Origin of the sequence: Streptomyces sp. BF23-19, assembly GCF_041106355.1 — a bacterium.
Classification (GTDB): Bacteria; Actinomycetota; Actinomycetes; order Streptomycetales; family Streptomycetaceae; genus Streptomyces; species Streptomyces virginiae_A.
In genome coordinates, this window is record NZ_JBGBPT010000032.1 from 1 (window position 1) to 15,869 (window position 15,869).

At 67.8% G+C, this 15,869-nt stretch carries 12 protein-coding genes; 8 read left to right on the forward strand and 4 right to left on the reverse strand.

The window, feature by feature from the left end:
• The coding region (locus AB8A24_RS19390) for a phosphoenolpyruvate carboxylase (protein WP_369476836.1) at window positions 1-388 on the forward strand (388 nt) is incomplete at its 5' end.
• A gap of 78 nt (window positions 389-466) precedes the next feature.
• Window positions 467-1,531, forward strand: a complete 1,065-nt coding sequence (locus tag AB8A24_RS19395) for an MBL fold metallo-hydrolase (protein ID WP_328961268.1) — start codon at window positions 467-469, stop codon at window positions 1,529-1,531.
• 94 nt (window positions 1,532-1,625) lie between these two features.
• Here the strand turns inward: AB8A24_RS19395 and AB8A24_RS19400 are convergent, their stop codons facing one another.
• From AB8A24_RS19400 to AB8A24_RS19415, 4 genes are all read right to left on the reverse strand, one after another.
• Window positions 1,626-4,523 carry a non-ribosomal peptide synthetase gene (locus AB8A24_RS19400; RefSeq protein WP_328961269.1) on the reverse strand — a complete coding sequence of 966 codons (2,898 nt, stop codon included), beginning with the start codon at window positions 4,521-4,523 and terminating at the stop codon, window positions 1,626-1,628.
• Window positions 4,524-4,582: 59 nt separating this feature from the next.
• On the reverse strand, window positions 4,583-5,431 hold the full coding sequence (locus tag AB8A24_RS19405; RefSeq protein WP_328961270.1) for a mycofactocin-coupled SDR family oxidoreductase: 849 nt from the start codon (window positions 5,429-5,431) through the stop codon (window positions 4,583-4,585).
• Window positions 5,428-6,135: an alpha/beta fold hydrolase gene (locus tag AB8A24_RS19410; protein WP_328961271.1), complete on the reverse strand. Its 708-nt coding sequence runs from the start codon at window positions 6,133-6,135 to the stop codon at window positions 5,428-5,430. The genes AB8A24_RS19405 and AB8A24_RS19410 overlap by 4 nt, the downstream gene beginning before the upstream one ends.
• A 331-nt stretch (window positions 6,136-6,466) precedes the next feature.
• Complete coding sequence (locus AB8A24_RS19415) at window positions 6,467-7,135, reverse strand: LmbU family transcriptional regulator (protein WP_328961272.1); 669 nt, start codon at window positions 7,133-7,135, stop codon at window positions 6,467-6,469.
• A gap of 626 nt (window positions 7,136-7,761) precedes the next feature.
• Between AB8A24_RS19415 and AB8A24_RS19420 the strand changes: the two genes are divergently transcribed.
• The 6 genes from AB8A24_RS19420 (at window position 7,762) to AB8A24_RS19445 (ending at window position 15,866) form a co-directional block, all read left to right on the forward strand.
• Entirely contained in the window at window positions 7,762-11,013 is a 3,252-nt protein-coding gene (locus tag AB8A24_RS19420; protein ID WP_369476840.1) for a condensation domain-containing protein, read from the forward strand.
• Between the two features lie 229 nt (window positions 11,014-11,242).
• Complete coding sequence (locus AB8A24_RS19425; RefSeq protein ID WP_328961274.1) at window positions 11,243-11,665, forward strand: acyl carrier protein; 423 nt, start codon at window positions 11,243-11,245, stop codon at window positions 11,663-11,665.
• Window positions 11,666-11,699: 34 nt separating this feature from the next.
• The gene (locus tag AB8A24_RS19430; RefSeq protein WP_328961275.1) at window positions 11,700-12,032 is read left to right on the forward strand and encodes a hypothetical protein; all 333 of its coding nucleotides are present in this window, start codon (window positions 11,700-11,702) and stop codon (window positions 12,030-12,032) included.
• The gene (locus AB8A24_RS19435; RefSeq protein ID WP_369476843.1) at window positions 11,965-12,882 is read left to right on the forward strand and encodes a 3-oxoacyl-ACP synthase; all 918 of its coding nucleotides are present in this window, start codon (window positions 11,965-11,967) and stop codon (window positions 12,880-12,882) included. Before AB8A24_RS19430 ends, AB8A24_RS19435 begins: the two co-directional genes overlap by 68 nt.
• Before the next feature lie 342 nt (window positions 12,883-13,224).
• Window positions 13,225-14,460 carry an acyl-CoA dehydrogenase family protein gene (locus AB8A24_RS19440; protein ID WP_328961277.1) on the forward strand — a complete coding sequence of 412 codons (1,236 nt, stop codon included), beginning with the start codon at window positions 13,225-13,227 and terminating at the stop codon, window positions 14,458-14,460.
• Between the two features lie 110 nt (window positions 14,461-14,570).
• Window positions 14,571-15,866, forward strand: a complete 1,296-nt coding sequence (locus AB8A24_RS19445) for a SidA/IucD/PvdA family monooxygenase (RefSeq protein WP_328961278.1) — start codon at window positions 14,571-14,573, stop codon at window positions 15,864-15,866.
• Window positions 15,867-15,869: the final 3 nt, after the last annotated feature.

A 15,869-nucleotide genomic window follows, 5' to 3' on the forward strand; every position in this document is an offset into this window, starting at 1 on the left:
ACGCTGGCACTTCTTCCGCAACTTCCTGTCCAACGTCGAGATGACACTCGCCAAGACCGACCTACGGATCGCCCGCCACTACGTCGACACCCTCGTACCCGACCACCTCAAGCACGTCTTCGCCCGCATCGAGGCCGAACACGAACTCACCGTCCGCGAAGTCCTCCGCATCACCGGTGGCACCGAACTCTTGGCCGATCAGGGGCTGTTGAAACAGACCTTCGCGGTCCGCGACGCCTATCTTGACCCGATCTCCTACCTCCAGGTGGCCCTCCTGAAGCGGCAACGGGACGCGACCGCCGCCGGGGCGGAGCCCGACCGCCTGCTGTCCCGGGCCCTGCTCCTCACCGTCAACGGGGTCGCCGCCGGGCTGCGCAACACCGGCTGACGCACCCGCACCGCCACGCCCGAAGCCACCGGCACGCCCCGCACCCGTTGCCCCCGTTTTGCCCCCGAGGAGTCCGCCATGACAGACGTCCACCGCACCCCCGGCCTCTCGCGCCGGGGGGTGCTGCGCACCGCGCTCGCCACCGCGGCGGCGGTGTCCGCCCCCTTGGCCGGCGTCACGTCGGGCGTCGCACACGCCGCGGACGACCCCGCCACCTCGGTCCACGGTTCACGGCACATCGGCGCGCTGAGCGACCAGTCGGCCGTGCGCACGCTCACCCTGGGCGACACCCGGCTCACCTACGTCGTCGACGCGGCGATGGAACTGGACCCCGCCGGATTCCTGCCCGCCGTCCCCGCCTCCTACTGGCGCGACCACCCCGAGGCGTTGACCCGCTCCGGGCGCATCGCCGCCTCGGCCGGCGGTGTGCTCGTCGAGCGGGGCGGCCGGAGGCTGCTGATCGACGTGGGCCTGGGCGGCAACATCCTGCCCGCGTCGCTCGGTACCTCCCGGGGCGGGGCGCTGCTGAGCACCCTCCGGGCGCTGCGGGTCCCACCGGCGTCCGTCGACACGGTGGCCTTCACCCACCTGCACACCGACCACACGGGCCTCGGCTTCGTCCGGGACCGCGACCAAGTGCTGCGCAAGGCGTTCCCCCACGCCGACTACCTGGTGGCGGGCGCAGAGTGGGCCCCGTTCTGGCGGGGTGACGTCCATGTGGGGGCGCCGTCCTGGGACGGGTTCATGGTGCCGATGTCCCGCGAGTCGCGGCACTTCGTCGACGGCGCCGAGGTGTGGCCCGGCGTCACCGCGCTGATCACCCCCGGCCACAGCCCCGGCCACACCACGTACGTGGTCCGGGCTTGCGGCGGGCGGCGGATCCTGGTGTTCGGCGACGCCTTCCACACTCCGGCCCAGCTGGCCCACCCCGAGTGGCCTTCCGGCCCCGACACGGACGTCGCCGGCGTGCTGAAAGCCCGTACGAAGCTCCTGTCCCAGTTGCTCGCCCCCCGCACGTACGGCTTCGGCTTCCACTTCGGGGACCAGGCCTTCGGCCGTGCCGTACGGGACCGTGCCGGAGCCGTCCAGTGGCACCCGGTACCGGCCCGCAAGCTCCTACCCACCCCGATCCGCCTCCCCTGACCACGGCCGCACGGCGCGGGGTCGGACCTTGCCGCGGGTGGCGCGGCACACAGCACGTCGTCAGGTGAGCACCGGTCCCGTCCCTGCGACGAGGTCAGCTCCGCGCGCCACCAGTGGTGGCCGGGGCGTCGGAAGCGAGAGTGATCCGCTCCCTGACCAGCTGGATGAACTGTCGTGCGAAGGAGTTCCGGTAGAAATCCCGCACGGTGATCTTCGGTGCACCGAGCTCCTTGACCTCGGCCAGTACGCGGACGACCAGGAGCGAGTTGCCGCCCAGCGCGAAGAAGTTGTCCTCCGGGCCCACCTGCGTACGCAGGTGCCGGCTCCAGATGTCCAGCATGTCGCGCTCCAGCCGGTCGGCGGACCCGGTCTCGACGGGATCCGGGGACTCCGTCGCGGCCGGCCGAGCGGCAGTCGGTGCGGGGAGCTGTGCGACATCGACCTTCCCGTTGATCGTCAAAGGGATGGCATCGAGTTCTGTGACCGTTGCCGGGACCATGTAGTCGGGCAGAAGCTGCCTGGCATGCTCCGCGACCATGGCCACTGTCGTGCCCCTCTTGAGCACTACGTAGGCATCCAGCCGGTCGGCTGCTCGATCGCCACTCTCGTCGTGGTGGACGACGACGGTCGCCCCGGAGACCGACGGTGCTCCGAGCAGGACGTTGCGGATCTCGTCCGGCTCGATCCGGTACCCGCGGATCTTCACCTGGCTGTCGATCCTGCCCAGGTGTTCCAGGGACCCGTCGGGCCTCATGCGGCCCTTGTCGCCACTGCGGTAGATCCGCTCACCGGTGACCGGGTCGATGACGAAACGTCGCGCCGTGAGCTCCGGCTGCCCCTGGTAGTGACGGGCGACGCCGGCCCCGCCGACCCAGATCTCGCCCGCCGCTCCCACCGGCAGAACCTCTCCTCGCGGTCCACGTACGGACACCGACCAGCCGGGGAGCGCCGGGCCCACCGACCGACTCCCTTGCAGAGCCGCCTGAGGCGTCACGGTCTGCGCCGTGACGTGCACGGTGGTCTCCGTGATCCCGAACATGTTGACCAGACGACACTCCGCCTGCGGGTGGCGGGCGAACCAGGGCAGCAGCTCACGGGCGTCCAGCGGCTCACCGCCGAAGATCACCAGGCGCACCGCGAGCTCGGCGGGCGATTCCCGGTCCTGCGCGACGAGAGGCAGGAAGGCGGAGGGCGTCTGGTTGAGCACGGTGACGCGTCGTTCGGCGAGCAGTGCGTGGAACTCCCCCGTGTCCCTCGTGATCCAGAAGGGCACCACCACGAGTTGCCCGCCGGTCAGCAGACAGCCCCAGATCTCCCAGACGGAGAAGTCGAACGCGCTGGAGTGGAACATCGTCCAGACGTCGTCCGCGCCGAGCCCGAAGTCCTCGGCCGTGCCCTCGACCAGGGCCAGCACGTTGCGGTGCGGGACGACGACGCCCTTGGGCCGCCCCGTCGAGCCGGACGTGTAGATGATGTAGGCGGGGTCGTTCTCGTCGCAGGGTGTGGTCCGGCCGCGGGAGACGCTCCGCTCGCCGAGCCGAAGCAGCTCCTCGGGGGCCACGCACCGAACGCCCTCGACGACCGGGAACACGTCGGCTGCGGCGACAACGACGCGCACCCCGGCGCTGCCGACCGTGTAACGCAGGCGCTCGTGCGGGTAGGTGACGTCCATGGGTACGTAGGCGCAGCCGGACTTGAGTATCGCGAGCAAGGTGACGACGAGCGTCGCGTCGCGCTCCAGGCACACGCCGACCATGCTCCCCGGCACCGCCCCCGAGGAGCGCAGCCCCTCGGCCATGAGTTCGGCCTGCTCATCGAGCTGGCGATAGGTCAGAGTGCGGGTGCCGTCCGTGACGCAGACCGCGTCCGGATGGCGGCGTACCAGATCCTCGAAGCGCCCGTGGACCGTCGAACCGGCCGCGGAGGTCACGGCGATCGGAGGAGTCGCTCCCCGCCGCACGATGTCCGCGGCGCGTTCGGCCGGCATCAGGGGGGTGGCCGACAGCGGCAGCTCTTCGCCGGACTCGCCCAGATCCGCCAACCACTGTGCGACATAGGCCACTTGCTCGACGAAGGCGTGCGCGATCCGCGGATCGATCGCACCCTCGTCGTACCAGCAGGTGCCGCTCCAGGACCGGTCCGGGCGCTGCTCGGCCTGGAGCGTGAGGGGGAAGACGGGCGCGAGGCAGGGGTAGTACTGCCGCGCGTCGTCCCACTCGCCGAAGACCATGCCCACAGGAATCGCGAGGCCACCCCCGAGTTCCGTCGCCGGTTCACCGGCCGGCTCCGGTGTCTCGGGCCCACCGGCGAGGAATGCGGCGACGGACATGGTCTCGTCGTACTTGAGGACATATTTGGACAATGCGTCCGGTCCTGCCGCGTCGGGATCGAGCAGGGCGATCCGCGGTGTCTCCTCGGCGTCGTACCGGGCCAGGACGATGGCGATCGCGGAAATCAACAGCTTCCGGTCCACCGGGTTCTCGCGGACCGTCGTGGAGAAACGGGCCGAGCCGACGAGACCGCGGCGCGCGAGGTCACCGAGGCCCCACTCCGGCCCCGCGAGCGGGGCGGCCCCCGCGCCGCTCGTTTCACGCGCGGTGCCATGCCGACCTGCTCGGGGCAGGGAACCGCCGGTGAGGAACCCGGCCAAGTCGCCCAGTGCCGCCCGGGGCAGGGCGTCACGGGCGGCGACCAGCACCAGATCGGCGACGTCGTCCGTATGCCGCACGAGCGTGATGCGCAGCCGCGGACCGGAGGTGGCGCGCAGCGGCCGGCGGGCTTCCTGTTCCGCGTACTGCTGCGCCTCCGGCGCCGTCGAGCGCTCCCGGGTGCGCCGTTCCCACAGCACGCCTTCGGCGAGTTCGCCGACCTGTTCCAATCGTCGCCGAAGCTCGCTGCTGCTGGGTGGCTGCGGGCACCTGATCGTCAAGCTGTGGCACACGGCGGCCTGCTCGTGGCACTGCAGCGGCACGGACCAGTGGGCTGTCGCCATCGGAGAACTCCTGTCGGTGCGCCAAGAAGGGTGCGGGGAACACGGTCGGGCGACGCGGGTCAGCGCGCGGTGAAGCCCCCGTCGACCGTCAGTACGCTGCCGGTCACTTGAAGGGAATCGTCACCGGCGAGCCAGAGGGCGGCGCCGGCGATGTCGGAGGGAGCGATGAGCGAGTTCATCGGCTGTGCCTGGACGAAGACCCTCTCGTGGTCTTCCACGGCCACGTCCAGGGAGCGAGCGATCTCGGACAGCATCCGGCCGTCGACCACCGGGTCGTCCGCGACGGAGCCCGGGCAGAGGGCGTTGACCCGGACCTGGTACGGCCCGTAGTCGAGAGCCGCGGCCTTGGTCAGGCCTATCAGCCCGTGCTTGGCGGCGACATACCCCGCGAAGTGCCGGTAGCCGACCAGACCGGCGGTGGACGAGACGTTGATGACGCTGCCCCGCCGCTGAGCGATCATCGTCGGCGCCACGGCTTTGATCATGCGCCACGCGCCGGAGAGGTCGACGTCGATCATCAGACGCCACTCGTCCTCGGTGATCTCGTGGACAGCCTTTCCCGAAGGGGCGGCGATGCCCGCGTTGTTGACGAGGACATCGACACGGCCGAAGCGGTCGAGCGCCTTCTCGACAGCCGGCGTGACACTGCCACGTACGTCGACGGACTCCGCCAGCACCGCCGCGCCGCGCTCCTCGCAGAGCTTGGCGGTGTGCGTGAGCTGACCGCTCGTCGACAGGGGGTAGGGGACCCCACCGATGTCCTCGCCCACGTCGAGCAGAACGAGGTCGGCTCCCTCTTCCGCGAACCGCAGCGCACAGGCGCGTCCCAGGCCACGGCCCGCGCCGGTGATCACCACGGTCCGGCCCTCCAGGGCCGCACCCGCGGTACTTCTCCTGTCGCGCGTCATGTGCGGGCGCCTCGCGCCGCGGCGTCGATGACAGCGAGCAATTCCTGTTGTCTGTCGGTCAGATACATGTGTCCGCCCGCGAGTTCCTTCAGCTCGAACGGACCGGTCGTCGCCGTCTCCCAGGTCGCGCACTGCGCCCGGCTCACCAGGGCGTCGTCCGTCCCCCGCAGGGCGGTGACAGGCAGCGTCAACGGCTCGTCCGAAACGGGTCGGTAGTCCTCGTGCAGGGCTACGTCCGCCCGTAGCAACGGAAGCAGCACCTCCCGCAGCTCGGGGTCGTCGAGTGCCTCATGCCGGTACCCGGCGAGCTCCGCGACCCGCTCCACGAAGGTGTCGTCGTCGAGTTCGGCGGTCCGCCCGGTACGACCGCTCCGGGGACCGGGGGACCCGCTCACGAAGAGGTGCTCCAGCGCGGTGAAGCCCTGCGTCTGGAGTTCACGAGCCGTCTCGTAGGCGAGAACGGCGCCGAGACTGTGCCCGAAGAGCACCACTCGCTGCGCCCCGCCGACCAGGCGGAGCGCGGCGCCGGCAAGGTCCTTGGCCGCCTCCGCGGCGTCCTTGTACGGGTCCTCCAGGAAACGTTCCTCCCGGCCGGGCATCTGCAACGGGACGATCCGAATACCCTGATCAGCGCCGTTCGGCCAGCCCCGGTAAAAGCCGGCACCGCTCCCGGCGAAAGGTACGCACAACAATGACAGGGTCATTTATCATCCTCATACTTGGAATGCCATTCGCCCAACAGCGCCTTCAACATCATAGACACCGGTCAAACACGTCCAGCCACATGAGGAATCCTGGTTTTGCCGGTGAAAACCTTGTCCCGCCGGCGGGACAAGCGCACCTCGCACCGGACGCCAGGTCCGTTCTTGAGGATATTTCGCGGCGAATCCATTCGAGGACGCCGAAGGCATTTACCTGGGCCGGCCAACGGCGAGTGACACATTCGCCGTGGCTCGCTTTCAGCACGGTACCGGCGGCCACCGCACGTCGGGAAGGCACCCAGGAGGTCTCCCGACGTACGACGGCACCCTCGCCTCAGGACCCGCCGGCAGCCCGCCGCAGTATCTCCATCGCCCAGGCCTCGACCGGCGCACCTTCCTTCCTGGCAGCGGTCCGGAGCTGCGCCAGGATTTCGGCCGGGAGTTCGATGTGCAGCAGGCCCGCTTCGGGCGAGGGGTCGGCATCGCGCTGATCCATACCCGAGCCGGATCCGATCGCAGCGGGTTCGACCCGCTTCGAAGGCGAACCGGCCTCGACAGGGACGCCTTTGTCCAGCTCAGCGCGACTTTCGGACTCGGTCACCTCGCCCTGCCGCGCACGGAGGCTGCTACGAACCTCCCCGCGAAGCTTGTTCCTGCTCCAGCCCATCGCTTCCGCTTTCCTCAGCCAGTAGTCCTGTTCCGGCTCATCGAGCGCCACCACTTCGAGGTGATGACTGAAGCTCAGATTCTGCCGCCTGCGGGTCAGCGGGAACTTGCGCGCGACCCACGTGTAGTTACGAAGCGTCTGGTAGCTGAGCGACGTCCGCTTGACGGCTTCGTGGTATCGGTCCTGGAACTCGGATTCACCATAAACAAGCCAGTCGGCGACCCACCAGGTAGAAGAGTCCGCGAAAGAGAGCAGCCCTGTCCCGACTTGCTCCCACATATTGACGCTCTGCCTGGATGTGAACGACAAGCCGGACTTGTGGAACTGCACGCCCATACTCCGCAGCTGTCCCGCAGTGCTTGCTGTTGCAACGTTCCGCGCAGTTGTCTCGTTTGTCCTTTTTGTTAGGATGGCAGTGCTCAACGATCCCCCGTTGGTTGATGCTTTGCATGTACTGGCCAACCGTAACGGTTGGATGTCATCCGGGGCGTAATTCTGCGCGACAAGTGGGTCGTTCGCTACGGCACGCGAGAGGGCTCACGCGGGTCGAGGGATCGTTCACCGATAAAACGTTTTCTTTAAGCAAAATCTCTCCGGCACCAACTCCCCCATTTGCGTCACCATTTCCACGCCGCCCCATGCACCCCATCGGACAATTCGCCACGTTCCCGACCGATCGGTGCGAGAGTGCATCTGCGTCCTGACGATGTCTCGCCAGCGAGACACGTGAGCGGAGCGAATCATTCCAGCCATGGCTGGATATGGACCCCGAGGGGGGCGCCATGTCGAGGTCCACGCCCTTCTCGCGGCGGCGGGCTTTCGACGCGGAGCGCGTGAGACCGTCTGACGCACGCTCGAACGATTGCGTCGATCGAGCCTGAAAATAGGGTGTTACCGAAGGAACGGCCGATCGATAGGGGAGGGCTTCCGTGCCCCGAATGCATCACACACATGGGCTGGATATGCCAGATCTTGAGGGTGACGGTCTCGCGGGCAAGCGTCATTCACGGATGGTTCCCGCCTCATCACCGCAGCGCAGGATGTACTTCTCCTCGGTGATGCGACCGAACAACTCCTCTGACGTCTGGAGGCCGGTTCTCACCGTCGCCGGAGATCTCTCGACAGACAGGCTGGAGCGCGCACTTCAGGTGCTGCGCAGCAGGCACGAGGCATTTCGGACCACATTCCTGGAGCGCGACGGCGACGTCTTCCAATTGGTGCACGACGAGGACGGCGACGCCACGCAGCCGGTCCTGATCGACCTCGTGGAGGCCGAGGGCGACTCGCAGGACGAGCGCCGAGCATGGGCGGACGCCGAGGCCAGGAGGGTCGTCGACCTCCCGTTCGACCTTTCGTCGGGCCCGCTCTGGCGAACGTCGGTGATACGGGTATCGCCGAGCCTCCACCTGGTGGTCTTCGTGCTCCACCACATCATCACGGACGAAATCTCCGGGAAGGTGTTCGCCGAAGAACTGCGTCTCGCCTACGCAGACCCGCATGCGCCCGCCTTGGCGGTGCCGGCCGCGCAGTACGCCGACTTCTGCCTGACGGAGAACGCCTCCGAGGTGGATGAGGCCGCCCTGGATTACTGGCGTGGCCGGCTGGCAGGTATTCAGCCGGCGCCGATGCCCGAGGACGGCGAGGAGAGCCCGGGCGAAATGATCGGATCGAGGTTGCCGATCGCCGTCCCGCAGAATGTGGTGGCAGAATTCGAAGAGTTCTGCCGGGCTCGCTCGGTGACACCCTTCGCCGGAATGCTGTCCGTATACTTCGTTCTGCTGCAGCGCTGGGCGGGAACGAACGACATATCGGTCGGAACGCAGACGCTCGGCCGGCCGACCTCAGAACTCTTCGGAACGATCGGATTCTTCTCCAACACGGTGGCACTGCGCTGCCAGGTGGATTCGTCACTCACCTTCGATCAGCTTCTCGGTCTCGCGAGCGAAACGATTCACGACGCACTGGACTACCAGGACGTCCCGTTCGAGGTGGTGGTGGGCGCACTGGCTCCCGAGCGTGACGCCGACCGCAACCCCCTGTTCGACGCTGCCATCACCTACGGCATGCTCGACCTGAGCGACGTATGGGCACTCGAAGGCCTCCAGGTGACGCTCCAGCCGGAACCTGCGGAATTGTCGGGGCTTCAGTTCGACCTGAGGCTGGACATACAGCAGCTGGCAGGCGAAGTCTCACTCAACGTCGAATTCAACCGCCGGCGGTTCTCCGAGGCAGCCATGCAGCGGTTCGCCAAGGCCTACGGCGACCTGCTGGGCTCACTCAGCCGGCAACCCGATGTCGCACTCGGCAGCATCCCGCTGCTCGACCAGGCCGCACTGACGGAAACGCTGGCGCTCGGCGCGAGCGGTGAACCGGAGGTCGACCGTACTCCCTCGGAGCCCACGTCCGTGTGGGACCTCTTCGAACTGACCGCGGCCACCGTGCCCGAGCGGGAGGCAGTCGTCGCGGACGGCGCGCGGCTCACGTTCGCCGAACTGGCCGGCCGGGCGCGGACGATGGCCACGGGCCTTGAGGCTCGCGGCGTGCGGACCGGCACCGTGGTGGGGATCTGCCTCGACAGGCGCAGCGATCTGATCGTCGCGATGCTCGCCACCTGGTGCGCGGGGGGTGCCTTCCTGCTGCTGGATCCGCGACAGCCCGAGTTCCGCCGCCGACTGCCGCTCAAGGAGGCGGGCATCGCTCTCGTCATCGCGGACGAGGCATTCGCCGAGGTGGAGACCTTCTCGGCAGCCGCCCTCCTGGCGGACGCGGAGAAGGCCTCCGGAGACGATCCGACCGACGGCGGCTTCGCGCGTCGCCCGGCCGCCGCTCCGGCCTACGTGGTCTTCACACCGGGTTCCACGGGACAGCCGAGGGGTGTGGTCATCGATCAGGCGAGCCTTCTCGCCCTTGCCACCACCCAACTGGCGCCGGTGTACGCACGGTTGCCCGAAGGCCGTCAGGTGAATGTCGGTACGCTGAGTTCCCTGACCTCCGGCGTGTTCGTCAATCACTGTCTCGGCATGATCGCCTTCGGGCACCGGCTGCTACTGATCGACGAGGAGGAGCGAACGGACCCGTATCAGCTCCTCGCCCGTGGAGCAGATCCCGAAACGGCGATCGATGTACTCGACTGTGCAAGCGGCCGGCTGGAAATGCTGGTCGACGAAGGCCTCCTGGCGCTCCCGCACCCGCCGAAGATCGTGGTGACCGGTGGCGAGAGCCCGTCCGACCGGCTGTGGCAGCGTCTGCACCACCAATCCGGGCTGCTCGCGTTCCACGTCTACGGCCTCGACGAGTGCACCGTCGAGTCGGCCAGGGCAGAGATTCGCGAACACCCGAAGCCGGTGGCCGGCCGCGCAACCGGCGCGTCACGGATCTACGTCGTCGACGACCAGTTGCAGTTGCTGCCGCCCATGTTCGTCGGTGAGATCTGCATCGGTGGACTCGGCGTGTCCCAGGGGTATGCGGGACAGCCGGCGTACACCAGCGAGCGATTCGTGGCCGACCCCTTCAGTCCTGTCCCCGGACGGCGCATGTACCGCACCGGTGACAAGGGCCGGCTGCTTCCCGACGGGCAGTTGGAACTGTGGGGGCGCTTCGACGACCAGGTCAGGATCCGCCGCCTGCGCGTGGAGCCGGCTGAGGTGGAGGGCGTGCTGCTCGGGCATCCCGCCATCGCCCACGCCGCGGTCGTGGCGACCCAGGCCGGCACCCGCGTGGCCGAACTGGTGGCGTACGTCGTGCCCTGCGACGAAGGCCAGGACGCGCTGACGCCCGCCACCGTCCAGGAGTTCCTGCGCGACAGGCTCCCCTCCTCTCTGTTGCCCGACCGGGTGCAGGTTCTCGCCGCTCTTCCGACCACGCCCGACGGGAAGTTGGACCGCAAGACACTGTCGGGCGGCGCGCCGTCGGGCACCGTGTCGGACACCGTCCGAAGCGTCTCGGTGTCCGACGACCCCCGTGAACGGCAGCTGTGCCAGATCGTGGCCGAGGTGATCGGCATTCCGCAGACGGACGTTGACGACAACTTCTTCCTTCTCGGCGGAGATTCGCTGCTCGCCATGACCGTCATCGGTCGGGTGCGCGCCGTCATGGGCTGTGAGTTGGGGCTGCGGGCGTTCTTCGAAGTGGATTCGCTCGGGGAGCTCGCCGCTCTGCTCAGTGCCGAGGTCAGCGCGTCCCGGCCCGTGCTGGGCAGGAGAACGGACTCATGACACCACTGCGTGCGGAGCGGGCCGGGGATGGTCTGTGCGGTGTTGTCTCGCCGGCGAGACAGGCCCAGCATGGGGAGGGTCCGCGAGGGTATTCGCGTGCCGCGGAGAAGTGGTGTCGGCCGCCGTTCGGATGCCGAGTGTCGGATTGTTTGCACAGGAGAGTCATGGCGAACCCCGTTCGAGGATCAGGGAGATGGCCGATGAATCACGGCAGAGAGGTCGCGGGCAAGTGACGATCGGCAACGACGACGGCCTCCTGGCCGTCCGCGGCTATCTCGACGAGCTGATCCGGGCGCGCGTGACCGACCCGTTCAGCTGCGACGTCCCGTTGGTCTCGCTCGGGTTCGACTCGCTCGCGGCCATCGAGCTGTGGAGCCGGCTGCGGACCGATCTCGGTGTGGACGTCCCGGCCGGCGAGCTACTGGAGCTCACCCTGGATGGTCTGACGGCGCGGGTGCGGGCGGAAGGTGGGTCTGTCGCCACGTTCGCGGCCGGACCGGTTGCCGGCGGACCCGCCGGGGCAGACATCGACGACGCCTCCCCGGAGGCGGCCGCGCAGCTGCTGGCGGCCCTCGACGGCCTGGACGACGCGGGGCTGGAGCGCCTGGTGGCCGGACTCGGACCGGCATCCGAGACAACGCCCGCGGACTGAGATCGGCCTCCCCGACACGGGCCGTCCATCGTTCGTGTCGGCCGACGACTTCTTCGGCTCGTCGGTCTCCCCCGTGGCGATCCTGTCAAGCCTCGGCGTGCTGCCGTTCCTGCTCTTCTTCCTCCCGGCCGGTGTCGTCGACCGCCTCGCCCAGCACAAGCTGATGATGTGGTGCGACATCGGTCGCTTGCTGCTGCCGGCCTCGATCCCGCCGGCCACGCTGCCCGGATCGCACCTCACCTTCGCGCAGCTTCTGAGTAACTCGACCGCCCGAATACACATCCCGTTGTGGAGCCTCGATGAGTTCCTCCTCTGTCTTCCTGAGCGGACCGCAGTACGTGCTGGGGGAGATCGCGTCGCACCATAGCGAGACTCCGGATCTGAAGGCGCGGGCCGGTGAACTAGGTGTGCCGTATGCCCCGGAGCTCTGGGGCTGGGGCCATGTGCACCGGAGCCACAAGTCGCTGGAGGACCTGGCGGTCGAGGCGGGCAAGGCGACTCTCCGCGCCGCCGGCGTCGACCCCTCCTCCGTCGACGCACTGGTGCTGTGCTGCACGAGTTTTCCAGGGGGGCCGGACAGCCACGGCAGTTTCGTGCGGACCATCGCGGAGGGGTTGGGAACGCGTGAGACCGACTTCCTCGGCATCACGCTCGACCGATGCACGAACCTGCTGGCGGGCCTGCGAGTCGCCGAGGCCTTCGTCGCTTCCGGAATGCATCGGCGGGTCCTGGTCGTCACCACCGACCGAGTCACTGTCGAGGCCGAAAGACTGGCCAAGTTCGCCCTGTTCAGCGATGGCGCGGCCGGTGTGCTGGTGTCGGACACCGACGGGGAGTACGAGATCGTCGCGAGTGCCGCGGCGCACGAGCTGAAGGACCTGGACTGGTCGAACCAGATCAGTCCGGACCTCTCCCGCCGCGTGAACACGCAGCTGATGAAACGTGCGTCCATCGGAATCGACGAGGTCGACATCCTCATGCACACCAATATCTTCGAAGCCATCATCGTGATGAAAGAGCTTCAGGCGGGATTTACGGCCGCGCAGTTGTATACGGACAACATCGCACGGGTAGGCCACTGCTTCGCCGCCGACCCGATCATCAACCTGACGGACCTCGCTGCAGCCGGTCGCCTTCGCGACAACGGCCACTACCTGCTGGCCGCCTCGGTTCCTGGAGTACGGTACGGGGTTCTGCTGCGCAAGCAAACGCGCTGACAGCGAATTGGCATCTTCGAAATGGTCGGCGGGCGTTGTCTCGCTGGCGAGACAAGCGTCGGCCGACGCGTGGCAGCGGGCTCATGGCGAATACGGCAGGCGGAGCGCTGATGCCCCGGTCGTACGGTTTCCGACACCGGCCGATCATCGGGTTCCGTGCCTTCTTTCCGAATCCCCGCCACGAGGTGATCAACCGATATCGGCGTGGTGCCGCGAGAGGGCGGCGGATTCTGGTGGGGCCGCGCTTCGGTCGCGTAGTTTCATCGAGCATCGCCTGATCAGAGTGCCGCCGGGCTCAAGGCCGTTCCGACCGATGCTGACCTGCGAATCTGAAAGGGCGACATGACTTACGCGCTGTTCAGTGGTCTCGATGAGGGCATTCTTGCGTTGCCGTTCTACGAGGAGCGGCACCGCACGTCGGCCGTGGAGCTCGCCGACTGGTGCGCCGACCACGCCGGCCTGTGGTCACGTCCTCTGGAGCAGACCCCGGAGAAGGCCGGCAGGGAGATCCTGAGCGCGCTCGGCTCCGCCGGGTGGCTGGGATTCCTCGATCCCGCGAACGGGTCCGCCGCCGGTGACTACCGCTGGATCTGTCTGGCCAGGGAGATCCTCGCGTACGCCGACGATCTGGCGGACTTCGCCTTCTCCATCCAAGCGCTGTCGGCGACCACGATCGTCCAGTACGGAAACGGTGAGCAGCAGCTGGAGTACCTGCCGCGCATGGCGTCGGGCGAGGTGGCGGGATCGTTCGCCATCTCGGAGGAGGAGTCCGGATCCGACATCTCGGCAGTCGGCCTGACTGCCGACCGAGTGTCCGACGGCTATCTGTTGAACGGCCGAAAGGCCTGGATCGCCAATGCCGGCATCGCGGATCTGCACTGCGTGATCGCGCGAACGGGTGGAGGACCCGGTGCGCTGGGGCTCACGGCGTTTCTGGTGCCGGCGCGAACGCCTGGAGTCCGGGTGCTGGAGGAGGTGCGGTTGGTTGCTCCGCGCTCGTTCGGACACCTGGCCTTCGAAGACTGCCTGGTCCCCGGATCGAGCGTACTCGGGCGCCCCGGACAGGGGTTCGTGGTCGCGACGGACCTGCTGGAGCGATTCCGGATGACGGTGGGGGCGGCCGCGGTGGGGTTTGCGCGGCGCGCTGCCGACTCGGCCGTCCAGCGGGCCCGTGAGCGGCCGATCTACGGCGGGAAGCTGATGGACCTTCAGCTGGTGAAGAGTGCGCTTGCCGACATGGAGATAAAGCTGAACTACTCGGCGATGTTGGTCGCGCGGGCCGCGTGGGAGCTCGACCACGGGAACCCCGGCTACGCGAAGCACTCGAGCATCGCCAAGTTGGCCGCCACCGAGGCCGCACAGGAGATCGTCGACGCTGCCGTCCAGATCCACGGGGCAGCCGGCCTGGTTGCCGACAGCGTCCCCGAGCGCTTGTACCGGCAGGTCAGGTCCCTGCGCATCTACGAGGGAGCGTCCGAGGTCCAGAAGATGATCATCGCGGACGCGCTGGGACGACGGCCGCACGCGGGCCGATCCCGAGCGGCATCCGGACGCAGTGCACATCGAGTGGAGCGCTGACTTGTCCTCCCCCGCCGCAGCGATGACACGGGCAGATCCGCACCCATACATCCTGGCTCACCCTGGCTGCCGGGTACGGAAAGACATTTGATGCATACACGGGGAGAGCCATGAGTGACCAACAGCACTACGAATGTGTCGGCGTCGGCGTCGGCCCTGCGAACCTGAGTCTTGCATCTTTGTTGCACGGTTGTCCGGGGCTACCGAATCTCTTCCTTGAGAAGCGTGAGGAGTTCAGTTGGCACGATGGACAGCAGATCCCCGATGCGACCCTCCAGGTGTCCGTCTTCAAGGATCTGGTGAGCCTGTCGGACCCGACCAGTCCTTTTTCGTTCCTGTCCTACCTGAAGGACAAAGGGCGGATCTACCACTTCATCAATGCTCAGTTCAGCGCGGTGCCGCGCAAGGAGTTCCGCAACTACCTGGAATGGGCGAGCCGGCGCAACCAGAACGTGGTGTTCGGCGAGGAGGTCGTGTCCGTCGACTTCGACGGCGTATTCGTTGTGCGTACCAACCGGCGCACTGTCACGGCGAACAACGTGTCGATCGGCATCGGCAGCCGTGCCTGGGTGCCGGCGGCGGCCCGTGACCACCTCGGCCCCACCCAGTTCCACGTCAGCGATTTCGTGCCTCTCAGCCGCGACTTGGCGGGGAAGAGGGTCTGCGTGGTCGGCGGCGGCCAGTCGGGCGCCGAGGCGTTCCTCGACCTCATCTCGCGGCCGTCCCCCGAGAGGCCGCGCCGGGTCTCGTGGGTGTCGCGCCGCCGCAACTTCTACCCCATCGACGACTCGCCCTTCACCAACGACTTCTACATGCCCGGCTACTCGGACTACTTCGCCCGGCTGGACCAGGGGACGCGCGAATCGTTCAACCGGGAGCACGTCCTCACCAGTGACGGCATCTCCGAGAGCACGCTCCGCGAGATCTACCAGCGTATCTACGCCGAGCGGTTCATCCACGGCAACACCGACCTGGTCTCGCTGTACCCGAACCGGAACGTGATCGAGGTCGCCGCCTCCGACAACGCGTGGTCGTTGAAGCTGTCCAACAGCAACCATCCGGCGGTCCTCGGGCAGGTCGATGCCGACGTGGTGGTCTGGGCGACCGGATTCCGCACCGCCGCGCCCGACTTCCTCGCGCCGATCGCGGACCGATTCGAGCGCGAGGGCGACGAGTACCGCATCGACGGTGATTTCGCCGTGAGATGGGACGGTCCTTCGAACCGAAGCGTCTTCCTCCAGAACGCGGCACTGCGACAGCGCGGACTGGCGGACAAGAACCTCAGCCTGCTCGCCTGGCGGAGCCAGCGGATCATCGACCGCCTTCGATGCGTGCGCAGCGACGATCCGGCACCTTCGTTCATCGAATGGTCGGCGAAGCTCAGCCCGGACGAGAGCGTGGGGTGAGCC

Excerpts from the sequence above, each read along its gene's own strand:
- AB8A24_RS19405 (WP_328961270.1), bottom strand. The coding sequence starts at position 5,431 with ATGACGCGCGACAGGAGAAGTACCGCGGGTGCGGCCCTGGAGGGCCGG.
- AB8A24_RS19415 (WP_328961272.1), bottom strand. The coding sequence starts at position 7,135 with ATGGGCGTGCAGTTCCACAAGTCCGGCTTGTCGTTCACATCCAGGCAG.
- AB8A24_RS19445 (WP_328961278.1), top strand. The coding sequence starts at position 14,571 with ATGAGTGACCAACAGCACTACGAATGTGTCGGCGTCGGCGTCGGCCCT.
- AB8A24_RS19420 (WP_369476840.1), top strand. The coding sequence starts at position 7,762 with ATGCCAGATCTTGAGGGTGACGGTCTCGCGGGCAAGCGTCATTCACGG.
- AB8A24_RS19410 (WP_328961271.1), bottom strand. The coding sequence starts at position 6,135 with ATGACCCTGTCATTGTTGTGCGTACCTTTCGCCGGGAGCGGTGCCGGC.
- AB8A24_RS19395 (WP_328961268.1), top strand. The coding sequence starts at position 467 with ATGACAGACGTCCACCGCACCCCCGGCCTCTCGCGCCGGGGGGTGCTG.
- AB8A24_RS19440 (WP_328961277.1), top strand. The coding sequence starts at position 13,225 with ATGACTTACGCGCTGTTCAGTGGTCTCGATGAGGGCATTCTTGCGTTG.
- AB8A24_RS19435 (WP_369476843.1), top strand. The coding sequence starts at position 11,965 with ATGAGTTCCTCCTCTGTCTTCCTGAGCGGACCGCAGTACGTGCTGGGG.
- AB8A24_RS19400 (WP_328961269.1), bottom strand. The coding sequence starts at position 4,523 with ATGGCGACAGCCCACTGGTCCGTGCCGCTGCAGTGCCACGAGCAGGCC.